Source organism: Methylobacterium goesingense (assembly GCF_022179225.1).
Taxonomy (GTDB): domain Bacteria; phylum Pseudomonadota; class Alphaproteobacteria; order Rhizobiales; family Beijerinckiaceae; genus Methylobacterium; species Methylobacterium goesingense.
In genome coordinates this window covers 1-12,839 of sequence record NZ_BPQL01000094.1, presented here as the reverse complement: position 1 = coordinate 12,839, position 12,839 = coordinate 1, and the positions used below count along the sequence as shown (strand labels likewise).

Genomic DNA, 12,839 nt, shown 5'->3' with positions numbered 1-12,839 from the left:
GTGTTCATGGCACAATCCACTTGGGTTTGCGCGGTCTCCGTCAGATGGCGGTTGGCCGTGACTTGTTGGGCGACCCTGATGTAGGCCTGCCTCGACCGGAACGACGTGCCGTTTGGCACGCTCATCGGACCGATTGTTCGCGCCCAGGAGCACACCGCCATGATCCGTCCCCGCACGACGGTGCCGGCTTCCGCCGCGCCCTCCACACCCGCGCGCCCTCCAGCCGAGCCGATCTCTCCCGACCCGTCCTGGCAGGAGGTCGTTGGACCGGTGGCGGAGGCCTTGCTAAGCCTCGTCGCGGCCGTCGAGAGCCAGCCAACCGCTGGCCCGGCCGTGAAGGCCTTCCAGGCCGCCATCCGGCGCAAGGGCGAGGAAGCCTCGGCGGCGGGCGGGCGCGAGGCCATGGAGGCCGCCCTACGGATCGTTGCCGAGGCGGCCCCCGACCGTGCCGAGCGGCGGGACAGCATCGTCGACAAGGCCTGGGCCGGTCTACCGGACTGGCGGAGCTGAGGCGCAGGGCCCCGATCGTTCCCCGCCTCGGCGCCCCGCATTATGATCGCGAGTGCGGATCGGCCCGTCCGATCGCCGGGACGGGGTTCGGAAGTCTGGCTCCGCATGAGGAACCGGACGGGCGCTGCGCATCGTTGCGCGGGTCCTGCAGCCCCGAAAGCTGGCCGTGATCGTCCTGGCGTCGGGCCGGGACTGGCCCGTTCGGCAGCCTTCCGACTGGTTCCGGCGGCGAACACCACCCCGTGCACGAACTAGTCCTTCGGCCGGGATCCCATCCCCGGGACGGTCAATGTCTGCGAGGTGGCGGGTACCGCCACGGCGGGTGGCACAGGGATGGGTGGAACGACGCCCGGTGGAGCCGGCACTGGCGGTAGGGGCATAGGGACGGGCACGACATCCGGCGGCACCACGGGCCCGGTCTCAACCGGCCCCTCCCCCGTCACGGTCGCGTCGAGCGGGGCCTAGAAGAAGATCGGCGCCGAGTCGAGCAGGATCGCCACCGTCGCTGACGGCACGACGGTCGCGGTCAACCAGAACGACGGCAAGGTCTGGCTCTATCAGGTCGATGGCGCCTGGCGGAATCTGCCCAGCCAGATGAATGACGTGGCCGTGGTCAAGGCCAATAGCATCTACAGCATCGGCCTCGACGATGTGGTTTACCGCTTCGACGGCATGTAGTGGACTGCGATCCCCAGTGCCAACAACGTCACCATCGCGGCCTCCGCCGACGGCACCGTGGTGGTGGTCAACCGCAACGGGGAGATCTGAGCGAAGGCCACGGACGACGCACAGGGCAACTGGCGCCCCCTTATGGGCACCGCCCACAAGGGGGTGGCGATGAACGGCCGAAGCTTCTGGGCGATCGGCCTCGACAGCAACATCTACCGCAGCGCCGGCGTCGGCGCCTGGGTTTATGTGGGCCGCAATGCCCAGGATCTGGCGGCCTCGTCGGATGGCGGCGTCGTCACGGTGAACCGGACCACTAAGGCGATCTGGCGCAAGTTCAGCGACAACACCGTCGAGGCCTGAAACCGGATGCCCACCGCCAACGCCAACGCCGTGGCGGCCCCGAATGCCCAGTGGCTCCTCAACATCGGGCTGGACGGCAAGATCTACCGCTACTGACGTGTGGACCGGCGACGCGCCTCGCCGGGTGCACGCGGCTTGAACGACAGGACTGGCCGGACCGTATTCAGCCGGTCCTGCCCGTCCGGACGTTCTTGCAGGCTGACATCTTCTTGCGTGTCGGCCCCCCTGTGTGTGATCCGCCGTGGAGCCGGGTGCGGCGCGGGGCGGATCGGGAGGACGGGGTGGAGGCTTACATCCTCGCGGCGGCGCTGCCCGTGCTGCTCGCCCTGCCGCTGACCGTCCCGATCGCCCTCGTCGACCTGCGTCGCCGCATCATTCCGAACGCCCTGAACGGTGCGCTCTTCGCCCTCGGCATCGCCGTCGTTGCCGCGCAAAACCTGGCCCGGTCAGATCCTGCGGGGGCAGCCGGCTCCGTGGGCCTGGCCCTCGCCGAGGCCGCCCTCTCATACGGGCTGTTCGCGGGCCTGCGCGCTGGCTACGGGCACTTGCGCGGCCGCACCGGCTTCGGGCTCGGTGACGTCAAGCTCGTTGCAGCCGCGATCCCGTGGATCGGCCTCGCGCAGCTGCCCCTGATGATCCTCATCGCCAGCACGTCCGCGCTCCTCGCCGTCGTGATCCTGCGCCTGTCGGGGCGCCGGATCGGTGCGGACACGCGGCTGCCTTTCGGCCCATTCCTCGTCCTCGGCCTGCACGGGGCTCAGCTTCTGCGTCCGGATCTCTAGGCCGGCATCCGCATAATCGAGGTGGAAGCGGGGTCAGTCCGGGCTGAGCCCGACTACAATGCGGGCGCAGCCGGGATGCGCGCTCCCGGCCTTGCGTCGGTCCGACGGCGTAACTCCGCCGTAGTGCGGTCGCGGCGGAGTTCAAGAATGTTGCGAACAGCCAAGCTTTGTTATCCGCAGCTAAATCAATGCGGGAGCGGATGGGAATGGCGGTAGGGCATGAGGCAGGCTGGGACACGACTTGCCCGGAGACGACTTGGACGCCGTCGAAGGCGGCGCGGCAACGGCGGCTCTGGCGCAGCTACGACATTAGCCTTCGGTCGAGCGGCGTTGAGCACGGGCGCCCCGCCCTGGTCGGAAGCTCCGGGCATGCGCTTCAGCTTCCGCCACGCTGGCTCACCGCCCGCGAGCTGATCGGCATGGCGCGCGCCGCGCGCAGCAAGGCCCAGGACTGATCCGGTTTCCGGTCGATTGCTTCGGTCGGCCGCGCGATCTCTCTCACGAAAAAAGAGGGGGGCCCGCTCAGACCGAGGCGATTAACCGACAGCGGTATGATACGGGTTCTGGTAGATTACTTCAGTCTACCGACACGCGACGCGCTCCCTTTTCGGGGAGGAGACGGTTGGGATGAGGTGTGGTCCATCTCCGAAGAGGTCACACACCTTGCAACTTGAATTCCGCCGCCTCCGGTATGGTCGCCGGTGCGGTGGCAGCAGGCCCCAGGACTGAACGGAGCCCCGGGCTCCACCGGGGCGGTTGCGCGACGGGAAGGTCTCGACCGCACGATCACCACGGCGCTCGCAAATGTCGACGTCCGGTATCTCTAGTTCTTGATCGATCTGCTTGCGTCGGCCGCGAACAATCCATTAAGCTGATTCGGACCAGCATTGGTCAGTGGCAGCGCCTGATTCGAGTCGAACGGCGCGCCCGATCCAAGCACCCTTTGCCAAGTCCCCCTTGCCAAAGCAGCATCTGACAGCGAGAGCCCGTTGCGCAAACAAACAAGGCGGTCATTCACCGTCGAAATCAAGCACAGCATCACCTCCGGCCGATCCTTCATACCCACCAAGCAGCCCCGCGTTCCGCACAAGGGCAAATTCGCGGATAAGGCCTTGGCGCCTCCGTCGCTGGCCGAGACTGAACGGGACGCCGCGCCGGCACCGGGCCTCGCCGAATCCGCCGAGCCCCGCCGCATTCTGCCGAGCCTCATCGTCTGGGAGCCGCCGCAGCCCGAGCCGGAACCCGAGGCGCCGTACGAGGCGCCCCTGCCCCGCGTCCGCCGCATCGTGCCGTCCCTCGGATCCGACGGCGCGCCGCGCCGCAGGGGCCGGCCGCGGAAGGTCGTCCCCGAGGGCGAGCCGATCGCAGCTGCCCCATCGGTCCCCGCGCCGCCGCGCCTCGAACCCCTCAAGCTTGCCCGTACGGTGTCCGCTGCGCTCGTCCGGCCCCAGCGCGTCGCCCGGCCCGAGGTGGCGGCCCTGCCGCGCGCCGAGCGCTGGAAGCGCCGCCTGCCCCGAGCCTGTTGGTAGGCCACCGGGGCATCGCGATCCGGTCGGGCCCCCTGTTCCCGGAATGAACGACCTCCGCCCGAACGGCATTGAGCTTCGGGTAACCGGGTTCGCGCATGGTTCCGGTGAGCCTTGTCCTGCGTATCGGCTCCCGTCGTGTGGACACGACATGCCCCGCCGGCCCGCCCTCGCGGCGGCCGGCGGGGTCTCTTGCGATCCTTCACTATTCGGGTCTCACCAGGAGGGGGGCGCCGAACCAGTTTTCCGTGGCCTATCGCAAATGCAATCGCACAGGTGTTTATCCGAAGTTGACCATACGACCGGCATAACGCCTTTCGTTTCGGAAACTGCTCATATTCCTGTCTGATATCGCTACGAAGCTGAAGCAGCGCGCCAAGGCCGACTTTAAGGGTCGGCACTACAAGGCTGCGCTCATCGTCCAGGCCGTCGCATAGTATCTGCGCTATCCGGTGAGCTACCGCAATATTGTGGGGTAAACACCGGTGCGATCGCGTTTGCGACAGGCCCTGCGCGGGTCTTCCTTCCCGTTGAGATGCCACTTGAGAGCTGTCTGGAAGGCTGGTTCGGTCAGTTCCATGCGGCCCAACAGTAAGAGTAGATCGTCGATGCGTCTGCCGATGCCCAGACGGTCGATCTACGGGAGCAGCTGACAGATGCCGTGGTTCGGGTGATCGAAGGCCAACATGCAGGAATAGATGCTTATCGAAACTGCGTGAGCGGTCAGAGACGAAGAATAATCACCGCAACCAAATTGGGCCGGGGAATCCCGGATGTTCCCAGAGGCGTACGCCAGGCTTACGTTAACGATGCCGGGCAGAAAGCCTTGTCGAATGCGGAATTGACGCTCTCAGACGCTTCCCAAACCCCCGTGCCCGGGCCAGGTTCGGAGATGGCAGACCAGAAACGTGCCACGCCGCCCTTTAGCAGGGGGCGGCCGGCACCGGTGTTAGCAGCACCAGCCCCGGCCTGACCACAACCCGTATCGTTAGGAGATACAGAGTGATGGCTACGACCACCCCTACCGACATTGCGCCCCCGACGAAACCGTCCCGCGCCTCATCGACCGCTTTGGTCCTCTGGCCCGTCCCGCCGATCCGCATGATCGCCTGAAGGCTCGACCCTCCGCATTCCTGCCTGGAGTGCCGGCGGCCTTCGCTCTCCTGCAATCACGACACCCTGAGACGTCGGCAGCCTAGGGCTCCGACGCATGGCTGCCTGCTGTCCGTGCCGTTCGTCGGCCGGCCTGCGCGGGGGCTGGGTGTCCTACTGGACGGACTTGAACCCCCATGACCATCATTCCCCACCCGGCTGCTCAGGGCAGCGGCCGGATCCGGCTGCCTGCGGGCAGCGAGACCACACCCCGGTCGACCGCGTCCGGACGCATCGCCGTTCCGCTCGGCAGCGGGGCCGCGCAGGGCTGCGGATACGGGCAGACCGCGAACCCGTTCGCTTATTCGCCTGCCTTGCTGGCAGCCGCCGATCTGGTCGTCGACCAGGCGCTGCGGAACGTCTTCACGCCCGACCCGCTGCTCGGTCCCGGCCTGTCACAGATCGCATCGGTGTTATCTTCGGTCGTGAAGCGGCACGGCGGCTTGCTCGAGGCAGCATTCGCCGACGTGCTGGCGAACCGCGACCGCTACCTGGTGATGCGGGACGTTCCGATGCCGATCACCGTGCCGACCCAGGAACTGGTCCGCCGCAGTTCGGTGGCCCAGTTGTCGCAAACGGCAATCGACCTCTCGGGAGACATCGCCCAGACCGTGCGGCTCGATCTCGTCGTGATCGATCGCCGGACCCAGAACGCTTTCATCATCGAGATGAAGCGGGGAGGGGGTAAATCCGAGGCGCGAAAAGTCCATCAAATCGAGTGGATCCTGCGTTGCGCCCAAGTCCAGGGCCTCGCATTCCTCGATACACTGGGTTTACATGTCGCTCGTGTTCGGGCTGTCCTGATCGATGTCTATGGACGCGGTGGTTATAGCCCCGATCTGTCCGTCAGTGGCAGGGACATCGACCGGCTCTTCGAGGAGCCCGTCATGGCCGCCATCGAGGCGGTCACCGCCCGGATCACGGCGCGTCTGCGCGCGGACGTTCCCGAGCTTCTCGCGCGCGCTTTGGGCACCCTCGAGGTCGCCGGAACCGTGATGCCGCTGCCGCCCCGTCCCATGGCGCCTTGATCCAGACGGGTCGCGGACGCGACCCGGCCGACTTCCACCCCCCCTTTCCCTTTTCCCTCGGCACCGTTGCGCCTTGTCGCCCGTGCCTTCTCCAGGCTTGCCTCGATGACCGCCCCGATCGATCCGAACAGCTCTCTGCCGGCGTCTTCACCGGCTCTCGCCTTCCCCAGTGCCCCCCTGACCTGGTGGAGGACCCTGCCGCCCGAGACCCTCGATCTCACCGCCCAGAGGCGCCTGCGCGCCGTCCTCGTCGCGGCGCCGCCCCTGCGGCTCCCCGGCTGGGAGGCGGCGATCCAGGCCAATCCAGCCGCCGCGATCGGGGTCGCGCTCACCATTCTGGCGGAGGGCGTCGCCCGACCCGGTAGCGTCGACCGGGCCCTCTCCGCCGTCTTGCTGTGCGCCGCCCTCGGCGACCCCGCGTGCCGTGACCTCCTCGTGCATGCCCTCAATCGCCGCGCACGGCGCCGGGCTGATCTCGACGCCTTGCGCCTCGCCCGTCGCTGGCGTGGCCGGGGCCATCAGGGCTCCTCGTCCGTCATCGCACCCGGCCGCTGAGGAGGACCGATCGATGGCATTTTCCTCGACCGCGCCCCTGCTGCGCATCGACGCGAAGGGGGCCTTGCCCCTGATCCTGGCCGCTTTCCCGAGGCGCTTGCGCCTTTGCCTGGACACGGCCTTGCGGATCCCGGCCGCCCGTGAAGGGGTCGTTGCCGAGATCACCGCCCTTGTGCCCGAAGCGGCCGACTTGGCCGCGGCCTGGAACACGAATACCGCCGCTGCGGGGGCCGATCCCTGGTGCGATCCGGACGTCATTGCTGCCCGGGGGGCGTTGACGCGGTTTCTCGACCACCACGCCGCCGAACGGGACGTACCGGCCGCACGGGCGCTCGCCGATTGCGTGACGCTGCTGTCCTGCGGTGGCGACGATGCGGCGGCCGCCGCCCGCATCGCGCTGCCGATCTGGCTCGAGGCCGAGGCACTGCCGGGGCTCATCCTCCACCTGCCCGCCCTGGCCGAGGCGCAGACCGCCCTCGGCCTCGGGCGCCGAGCCGATCACGACGAGGAGGTCGACGTTCACGAGCAGGACGCGGGAGCAACCCTCCTCGAGGCCTGGACCGAGGCGCTGGAAGCCGCCTACACGAGCTTGAACGCGGGGGCCTCGAACGTGGTCGCGGCCAGCGCCGTTCTCAGCCGGAGTGCGAGCAGTGAGTTCGTGTCGTGCACCCCGCTGGTCCGCGCTCTAGTCCTTTTTGGAGAGAAGCTGACCCGGCCGATCGCGGACCAGGCCGGGGAGCACGAACGCCAGCGTCGGCGCGTGGCCGAGCAGGCCTTGGCGAAAGCCAGAGCGCGCGAGCGTGAGGCGTCCCAGTCGTCCGCCACTCGGCGTGAGACGATCTCCGTACCCAGCACGCCCGTCGCGCTCGCTCCGGGGCAAATCGTGGTCGTCGCCGAGGTCCGGGAAACGGGGACCGATCGCGGTCGCAGCATGACCAAGGGCTACGAGGGGATCATCGGCAAGCCGGTTTCGCTCGCGCCCGTGCCTGATCTGGCCCAATTGCGCACCGCTCTCAGGTTCGAGTTTCCGTACGCAACCGGTCTGATCGATCGCCTCCTCGTTGATCTGACGAACCGGAGCTATGTCGGGTTCAGCCCCACGCTCGTCCTCGGACAGCCTGGCGTCGGCAAGAGCCGACTGATTTCGCGGATCGCTTATCATCTCGGCGTCGGGCTCTGGCGGGTGGACGCGACCCACGACAGCGGGGCAGCGATCGGTGGTCTGGACCGCCGTTGGGCCAATGCCGAGCCCGCCCACCCCTTCCTGGCGATCGCACGTTACGGTGTGGCCAACCCGCTGATGCTCGTCGACGAACTCGAAAAAGCTTCGACGCGCCGCGACTATGGGCGGCTCTGGGACAGCCTCCTGCCGATGATCGAACCGGAGACCGCCAGGGTCTATCCGGATCCGGCGTTCCAGACGCCGCTGGACATCAGTCATGTCAGTTGGCTGTTCACGGCCAACGACATCGCCCCTCTGCCGGGACCGCTGCTCGACCGATTGCGGGTGATCGAGATGCAGGCCCCGACCGCGAATGATCTCGAGGCTTTGTTGCCGCCCGTTCTAGCCGGGATTGCCGCGAGCCGGAGGCTGGATCCGCGCTTCCTGGCTACGCTCGACGGCGAGGAGATCATCGCCGTTCGACGGCACTGGCGGGGCGGCTCGATCCGTCGCCTCGCCCGGCTCGTCGAAACGGTGGTCGCCGCGCGGGAGGTGTCGAGCCGACGGCACTGATCGACGATGTACGCCCCTGCGGTCGGCCTCCCCGAGAGCCGACCGCGGGGAAGAACGAATACTCCCGTCTCGTCTCAACTGGCCAGGGCACGCATCTCGGGTGCGCCGTCTCTAAGGGCGTATCCGCGGCCCCAGACGGTCTCGATGTAGTTCTTGCCGCCGGACGCGTTGGCGAGCTTTTTGCGCATCTTGCAGATGAACACGTCGATGATCTTGAGTTCGGGTTCGTCCATGCCGCCGTAGAGATGATTGAGGAACATCTCCTTCGTGAGTGTCGTGCCCTTCCGAAGCGAGAGGAGCTCCAGCATCTGGTACTCCTTGGTCGTAAGGTGCACGCGGGAGCCGGAAACCTCCACGGTCTTCTGATCGAGGTTCACGACGAGGTCGCCGGTGGTGATCACCGACTGGGCGTGCCCTTGCGAGCGGCGCACGATCGCGTGGATGCGGGCGACGAGCTCGTCCTTGTGGAAGGGCTTGGTGAGGTAGTCGTCGGCCCCGAAGCCGAGTCCCTTCACCTTGTCCTCGATGCCGGCCAGGCCGGAGAGGATCAGGATTGGCGTCTTCACCTTGGCGACGCGCAAAGTGCGTAGCACCTCGTAGCCCGAGATGTCCGGCAGCGTCAGGTCGAGCAGGATGATGTCGTAGTCGTAGAGCTTGCCGAGATCGATCCCTTCCTCGCCGAGATCCGTGGTGTAGGTGTTGAAGCTCTCGGACTTGAGCATCAGCTCGATGCTCTGCGCGACGGAGGCATCGTCCTCGATCAGCAATACGCGCATGGGCCAGGATCCTTCATAGGTTGAGGCATCCTGAACGGGTACCGGCAACAAACCGTTAAGCTTGCGTCGCAGCCGAACGAAGCAGCAGCTGGGGACGTTGGCACGTCGTGCATGTCCATCCCGGCATCGTGACGACAAGGCGGGGCGCGACGCAGCGGGCCTAACGTCCGCGTTCGCCTCGGATGGAATCGTTTCCGGATTGCCCGTGAGGCGACATCGCCGAAGCGCCTTCGGCGCGCGCAGCGCGCGCCATGCCGATCAGTTCGCGAGCCGTGATCCCATGAGCGGGCCGTTTCAGGATCCTGGGCTCCGCTGGAGTCAGCATGGGCCGACCCAGGGCCAGACCGCTGGCGCGATGGTTCATATCGTTTCCGCGCCAGAGGCGTCGAAGCCGGGCAGCCCTGGCCTTGATCGCTTCGGCGCTGCTCTCGGACATCATTCTCAAGCCCCTCCTGCCACGTTCGGCCGCGAGGTAGCAAAGCTTGGCTGTTCGCGACATCCTTGAAGTGGATGAGGGCTGCGCTAGGGTCCCACCCGACAGGGTGTGTGAGGGCTCATGCAGCCTCGCCGCGTCCCTTGGCCTTCGTCTCCTCGTCGCGATCGGCAACTCGACCGAGACCGATGGATTTTGCCAGGGCCGAGCGTTGAGCGGCGTAGCTGGCCGCGACCATGGGATAGTCCGCCGGCAAGCCGTAGCGCTGGCGATAGCTCACCGGGTCGAGACCATGGCCGGTCAGGTGACGCTTGAGCGTCTTGTAGGTACGCCCATCCAGGAAGCTGACGAGGCCGTCCGGCGTCACGGATTTGCGGATCTGCGCGGGCGTCGGCTTCTCGTGGGTCTCCTCTGGGGTAGGCTCGGCGCTCCCATGGCCGAGCCGCGTCAGGGCTGCGTGCAGACCCTGGATCAGGCCCGGCAGCTCGGAGACCGGCATGGAATTGTTCGCGACATACGCGGCGGTAAGGTCGCGAGTCAGGTCGATAAAGTCGATGGTCTGGTAGTTTGTGCTGTCTGACATTCGATGAACTGGTTGTGATACGCCCCGACCCGGCATGATCCATCGATGAAAGAAGTTCAAGAAACATGTTTATGTCTGCCGCCCGAGTATGCGTCGGACGCATCAGGATCTTCATCCCCCTGACGATCCATGCGCGGCTGCACGAACACGCAACTGCACCCCCGCGGTGTCGCTGAGGCTACAGATCGTCATCAGGGCTACGAGCCTCCTCACCAGATGAGGACGGCGGGATAGCGTTTGACATCGCAGAGGACCAGAACGAGGATTCTCGCCTCGCTCATCCCTGCAGGCGTGACGGAGAAGCGCGTGGCTCCTACCAAGCGTCAGCTTGCCGCCTCGATCCTGATGTGTGCGCACATCGCCGATCGGGAGGCGATTGCAGGGTTCCTGACCGATCCGGCAACTCAGGTCGGGGGCAATCCTTTTCCGGGTACCAGTGTCGGTGCCCAACGCCAGACCTGGACCGGACACAGCTTCGAGTTCCGGACGACCCGAACGGAAGTCCTCGGTCTGACCTGCCTTCTGCGCGTGCTGGGCGGCTTACCGGGCGACGAACCCCTGGTTCAGGACATCTTCCAGTCCGGACCTTGCCGCGCGTATGTCTACCACCGCGGAGATGGCTGTCAGGTCGTGGGATCAGTCCTGCACGCCAAGCCAGGTGTCGCGCTGCCCATCATCAAGGTCCGATCACGACGTCGACGTCCAACGAATGCGTCTCACGCTCAACTCGACCTGTTCGCCATCGCGATGCCGATCGAGGCGCGCGGACTTGTGCATGAGCACCACGCCTGACGTTGGGGGGCGGCCAAGACGCCGATGATGATCGCGTCTCGTACGAGACCGTGAACGGCTCTTCGATCGTTAGCAGGTCTCGGGAGCCTTCGACCCCGCTCATCACACCATGCGCCGGGGCAGGCATCCACCAACCGCCACTGCAGGGTGTCGATCGTGTGGCCCGCATCGCACGGCCCATCCACTCGGCATCAGCGTACGAGTTCGATGGTAACCTTGAGCGTGCTAGCGAGATCGCTCCAGGCCCGGTCCGCGGTCAAAGCCGTCGCCCCGCGTTGGTGCGCCAGGGCAAGGCACGCGCGGTCACCCAGCGAGAGGCCCAGACTCTTCGTCAAAGGCCGCAGCATTCCCACGGCACGGGCCTGGATGTCATCGAAGGGAACAACCCGGAGGTGGAGGCCGTCGATCGCTTGCGCGATCCGCGCTTCCGACCCGCCGACCTCGGCGAGCTTGGCGTAGACCTCGGACAGGTTCACGGCACTGATCGAGGCTCGCGGCAGAGCGACGACGACCCGCTCGGCACCATCCTCTCCTTGCAGCAGACAAAGTAGCGCAGAGGCATCGAGAACGAAGGCCTCACTCATGCTCAGCCTCGATCTTGCGGTCAGCAATCAGTTCGTCGGCCAGATCGGTCCCCTCGGGTAGGAATTCGCGAACGATCTCCTGGGCCCGACGCACGGCGGACGATAGGGATCGAACGTGCAGACCGTCCTCGCCGAGTTCGATCACGACGGTATCGCCGGTATCGATGCCGAGCTTGCGCCGGAACGCAGCTGGAATGATGAGCTTACCGCCATCGATGATTTTGACCGCCTGCGAGCTCATTGCACACCATCGGATTCGTACCTGGATGGCAAATAATACCAATCGAAACCAATTGTCTCAAGGCATGAAATCGTCTCGCTAAGGCGCATCGGAACAGAGATTATCAACCTCTCATTTTATGTGCTCGGCATCGGGGCAACGGTTGGCCGTCCGCCATTATTCACGACTAGAATTTCCGAATGGACCATTTGTAACGTCATTAAATCATCGTTCGCTGGGGAATGCGGAGCGTAGACAGTGTGACGGCTTTTAGGACATAAGCGGAGCCGTATGCAGAGATCAGCTGTCGATGTCACACAATCGCTCGTTTGTGTGACAGGCGAAGCTACGCAATCGCTAGATAGCTGCGGCTGCCAGTCGCGTTCCGCCGATCCCCGGACCGATGATCTCGCTCGCAATGCACAGGATCCCCCATGCTGCTCGGCTACATGCGCGTATCGAAGACCGACGGCTCGCAAACGACCGACCTGCAGCGCGACGCTCTCCTCGCTGCCGGCGTCGAAGCCGATCGCTTCTACGAGGATCACGCCTCCGGCAAACGTGACAGCCGCCCCGGATTGGACGCCTGCCTGAAGGCCCTGCGTGAGGGCGATACCCTCGCGATCTGGAAACTGGACCGGCTCGGCCGCGACCTGCGCCACCTCGTCAACACCGTCCACGATCTGACCAAGCGCGGAATTGGGCTCAAGGTCCTGACCGGGCAGGGAGCAAATATCGATACCACCACCGCAAATGGCCGGCTGGTATTCGGGATTTTTGCAGCGCTGGCAGAGTTCGAACGTGAACTCATTATCGAGCGGACGAAGGCTGGCCTTGCATCGGCACGAGCCAGAGGTCGCAACGGCGGGCGCAAACCGAAGATGACTTCGGCCAAGCTACGGCTGGCCCAGGCTGCGATGGGTCAGCCCGAGACCAAGGTCGCCAATCTCTGCGCTGAGCTCGGCATCACCCGGCAAACCCTCTACCGACACGTCGATCCGAAAGGCCAGATCCGGGCCGATGGCATGAAACTACTGACCGGCAAAAGCAGCTGACGGCGACCACGCCAGCCAATGATCTTGGCTGGGATGTGGATCGGCCTCAAAGCATGACCTCTCCTTCAGCTCTGTTAAG

Annotated in this window: 14 protein-coding genes and 1 pseudogene; 11 read left to right on the top strand and 4 right to left on the bottom strand. The window is 65.8% G+C overall.

Annotated features, from left to right (window positions below; translation table 11 throughout):
* Positions 1-159: 159 nt before the first annotated feature.
* From MFF30_RS17015 to MFF30_RS16975, 9 genes and pseudogenes are all read left to right on the top strand, one after another.
* Entirely contained in the window at positions 160-510 is a 351-nt protein-coding gene (locus MFF30_RS17015) for a hypothetical protein (protein WP_238280669.1), read from the top strand.
* A gap of 837 nt (positions 511-1,347) precedes the next feature.
* A complete protein-coding gene (locus MFF30_RS17010) occupies positions 1,348-1,539 on the top strand; it encodes a hypothetical protein (protein ID WP_238280668.1) in 192 nt (63 codons plus the stop codon).
* Between the two features lie 281 nt (positions 1,540-1,820).
* Complete coding sequence (locus MFF30_RS17005; RefSeq protein ID WP_238280667.1) at positions 1,821-2,321, top strand: prepilin peptidase; 501 nt, start codon at positions 1,821-1,823, stop codon at positions 2,319-2,321.
* 206 nt (positions 2,322-2,527) lie between these two features.
* Complete coding sequence (locus MFF30_RS17000) at positions 2,528-2,776, top strand: hypothetical protein (protein ID WP_238280666.1); 249 nt, start codon at positions 2,528-2,530, stop codon at positions 2,774-2,776.
* Positions 2,777-3,433: 657 nt separating this feature from the next.
* Entirely contained in the window at positions 3,434-3,850 is a 417-nt protein-coding gene (locus MFF30_RS16995) for a DNA-binding protein (protein WP_238280665.1), read from the top strand.
* Positions 3,851-4,182: 332 nt separating this feature from the next.
* Positions 4,183-4,281: pseudogene (locus MFF30_RS16990) on the top strand (IS6 family transposase); the annotation flags it as partial.
* Between the two features lie 855 nt (positions 4,282-5,136).
* On the top strand, positions 5,137-6,027 hold the full coding sequence (locus MFF30_RS16985; protein ID WP_238280664.1) for a hypothetical protein: 891 nt from the start codon (positions 5,137-5,139) through the stop codon (positions 6,025-6,027).
* 105 nt (positions 6,028-6,132) lie between these two features.
* A complete protein-coding gene (locus MFF30_RS16980) occupies positions 6,133-6,582 on the top strand; it encodes a hypothetical protein (RefSeq protein WP_238280663.1) in 450 nt (149 codons plus the stop codon).
* A 13-nt stretch (positions 6,583-6,595) separates the two neighbouring features.
* Complete coding sequence (locus tag MFF30_RS16975; RefSeq protein ID WP_238280662.1) at positions 6,596-8,317, top strand: AAA family ATPase; 1,722 nt, start codon at positions 6,596-6,598, stop codon at positions 8,315-8,317.
* A gap of 74 nt (positions 8,318-8,391) precedes the next feature.
* Here the strand turns inward: MFF30_RS16975 and ctrA are convergent, their stop codons facing one another.
* Entirely contained in the window at positions 8,392-9,093 is a 702-nt protein-coding gene (gene ctrA / locus MFF30_RS16970; protein WP_238280661.1) for a response regulator transcription factor CtrA, read from the bottom strand.
* Between the two features lie 554 nt (positions 9,094-9,647).
* Complete coding sequence (locus tag MFF30_RS16965; protein WP_238280660.1) at positions 9,648-10,109, bottom strand: Ros/MucR family transcriptional regulator; 462 nt, start codon at positions 10,107-10,109, stop codon at positions 9,648-9,650.
* Between the two features lie 306 nt (positions 10,110-10,415).
* Here MFF30_RS16965 and MFF30_RS16960 point away from each other — a divergent pair, with 306 nt between their 5' ends.
* Positions 10,416-10,901 (top strand): hypothetical protein, encoded by a 486-nt coding sequence (locus MFF30_RS16960; protein ID WP_238280659.1) that lies wholly within the window; start codon positions 10,416-10,418, stop codon positions 10,899-10,901.
* A gap of 191 nt (positions 10,902-11,092) precedes the next feature.
* On the opposite strand, the gene MFF30_RS16955 is transcribed toward MFF30_RS16960, so the two are convergent.
* Together MFF30_RS16955 and MFF30_RS16950 are read right to left on the bottom strand one after the other, a co-directional pair.
* The gene (locus MFF30_RS16955; RefSeq protein ID WP_238280658.1) at positions 11,093-11,485 is read right to left on the bottom strand and encodes a type II toxin-antitoxin system VapC family toxin; all 393 of its coding nucleotides are present in this window, start codon (positions 11,483-11,485) and stop codon (positions 11,093-11,095) included.
* Positions 11,478-11,726: an AbrB/MazE/SpoVT family DNA-binding domain-containing protein gene (locus MFF30_RS16950; protein WP_238280657.1), complete on the bottom strand. Its 249-nt coding sequence runs from the start codon at positions 11,724-11,726 to the stop codon at positions 11,478-11,480. The genes MFF30_RS16955 and MFF30_RS16950 overlap by 8 nt, the downstream gene beginning before the upstream one ends.
* Before the next feature lie 413 nt (positions 11,727-12,139).
* On the opposite strand from MFF30_RS16950, the gene MFF30_RS16945 reads away from it, so the two are divergent.
* On the top strand, positions 12,140-12,760 hold the full coding sequence (locus MFF30_RS16945) for a recombinase family protein (protein WP_238280656.1): 621 nt from the start codon (positions 12,140-12,142) through the stop codon (positions 12,758-12,760).
* Positions 12,761-12,839: the final 79 nt, after the last annotated feature.

Bases quoted from the DNA above. Each gene is read 5' to 3' on its own strand.
- MFF30_RS17015 (WP_238280669.1), top strand. From the start codon at position 160: ATGATCCGTCCCCGCACGACGGTGCCGGCTTCCGCCGCGCCCTCCACA.
- MFF30_RS17010 (WP_238280668.1), top strand. From the start codon at position 1,348: ATGAACGGCCGAAGCTTCTGGGCGATCGGCCTCGACAGCAACATCTAC.
- MFF30_RS17000 (WP_238280666.1), top strand. From the start codon at position 2,528: ATGGCGGTAGGGCATGAGGCAGGCTGGGACACGACTTGCCCGGAGACG.
- MFF30_RS16985 (WP_238280664.1), top strand. From the start codon at position 5,137: ATGACCATCATTCCCCACCCGGCTGCTCAGGGCAGCGGCCGGATCCGG.
- MFF30_RS16980 (WP_238280663.1), top strand. From the start codon at position 6,133: ATGACCGCCCCGATCGATCCGAACAGCTCTCTGCCGGCGTCTTCACCG.
- MFF30_RS16975 (WP_238280662.1), top strand. From the start codon at position 6,596: ATGGCATTTTCCTCGACCGCGCCCCTGCTGCGCATCGACGCGAAGGGG.
- ctrA (WP_238280661.1), bottom strand. From the start codon at position 9,093: ATGCGCGTATTGCTGATCGAGGACGATGCCTCCGTCGCGCAGAGCATC.
- MFF30_RS16965 (WP_238280660.1), bottom strand. From the start codon at position 10,109: ATGTCAGACAGCACAAACTACCAGACCATCGACTTTATCGACCTGACT.
- MFF30_RS16955 (WP_238280658.1), bottom strand. From the start codon at position 11,485: ATGAGTGAGGCCTTCGTTCTCGATGCCTCTGCGCTACTTTGTCTGCTG.
- MFF30_RS16950 (WP_238280657.1), bottom strand. From the start codon at position 11,726: ATGAGCTCGCAGGCGGTCAAAATCATCGATGGCGGTAAGCTCATCATT.
- MFF30_RS16945 (WP_238280656.1), top strand. From the start codon at position 12,140: ATGCTGCTCGGCTACATGCGCGTATCGAAGACCGACGGCTCGCAAACG.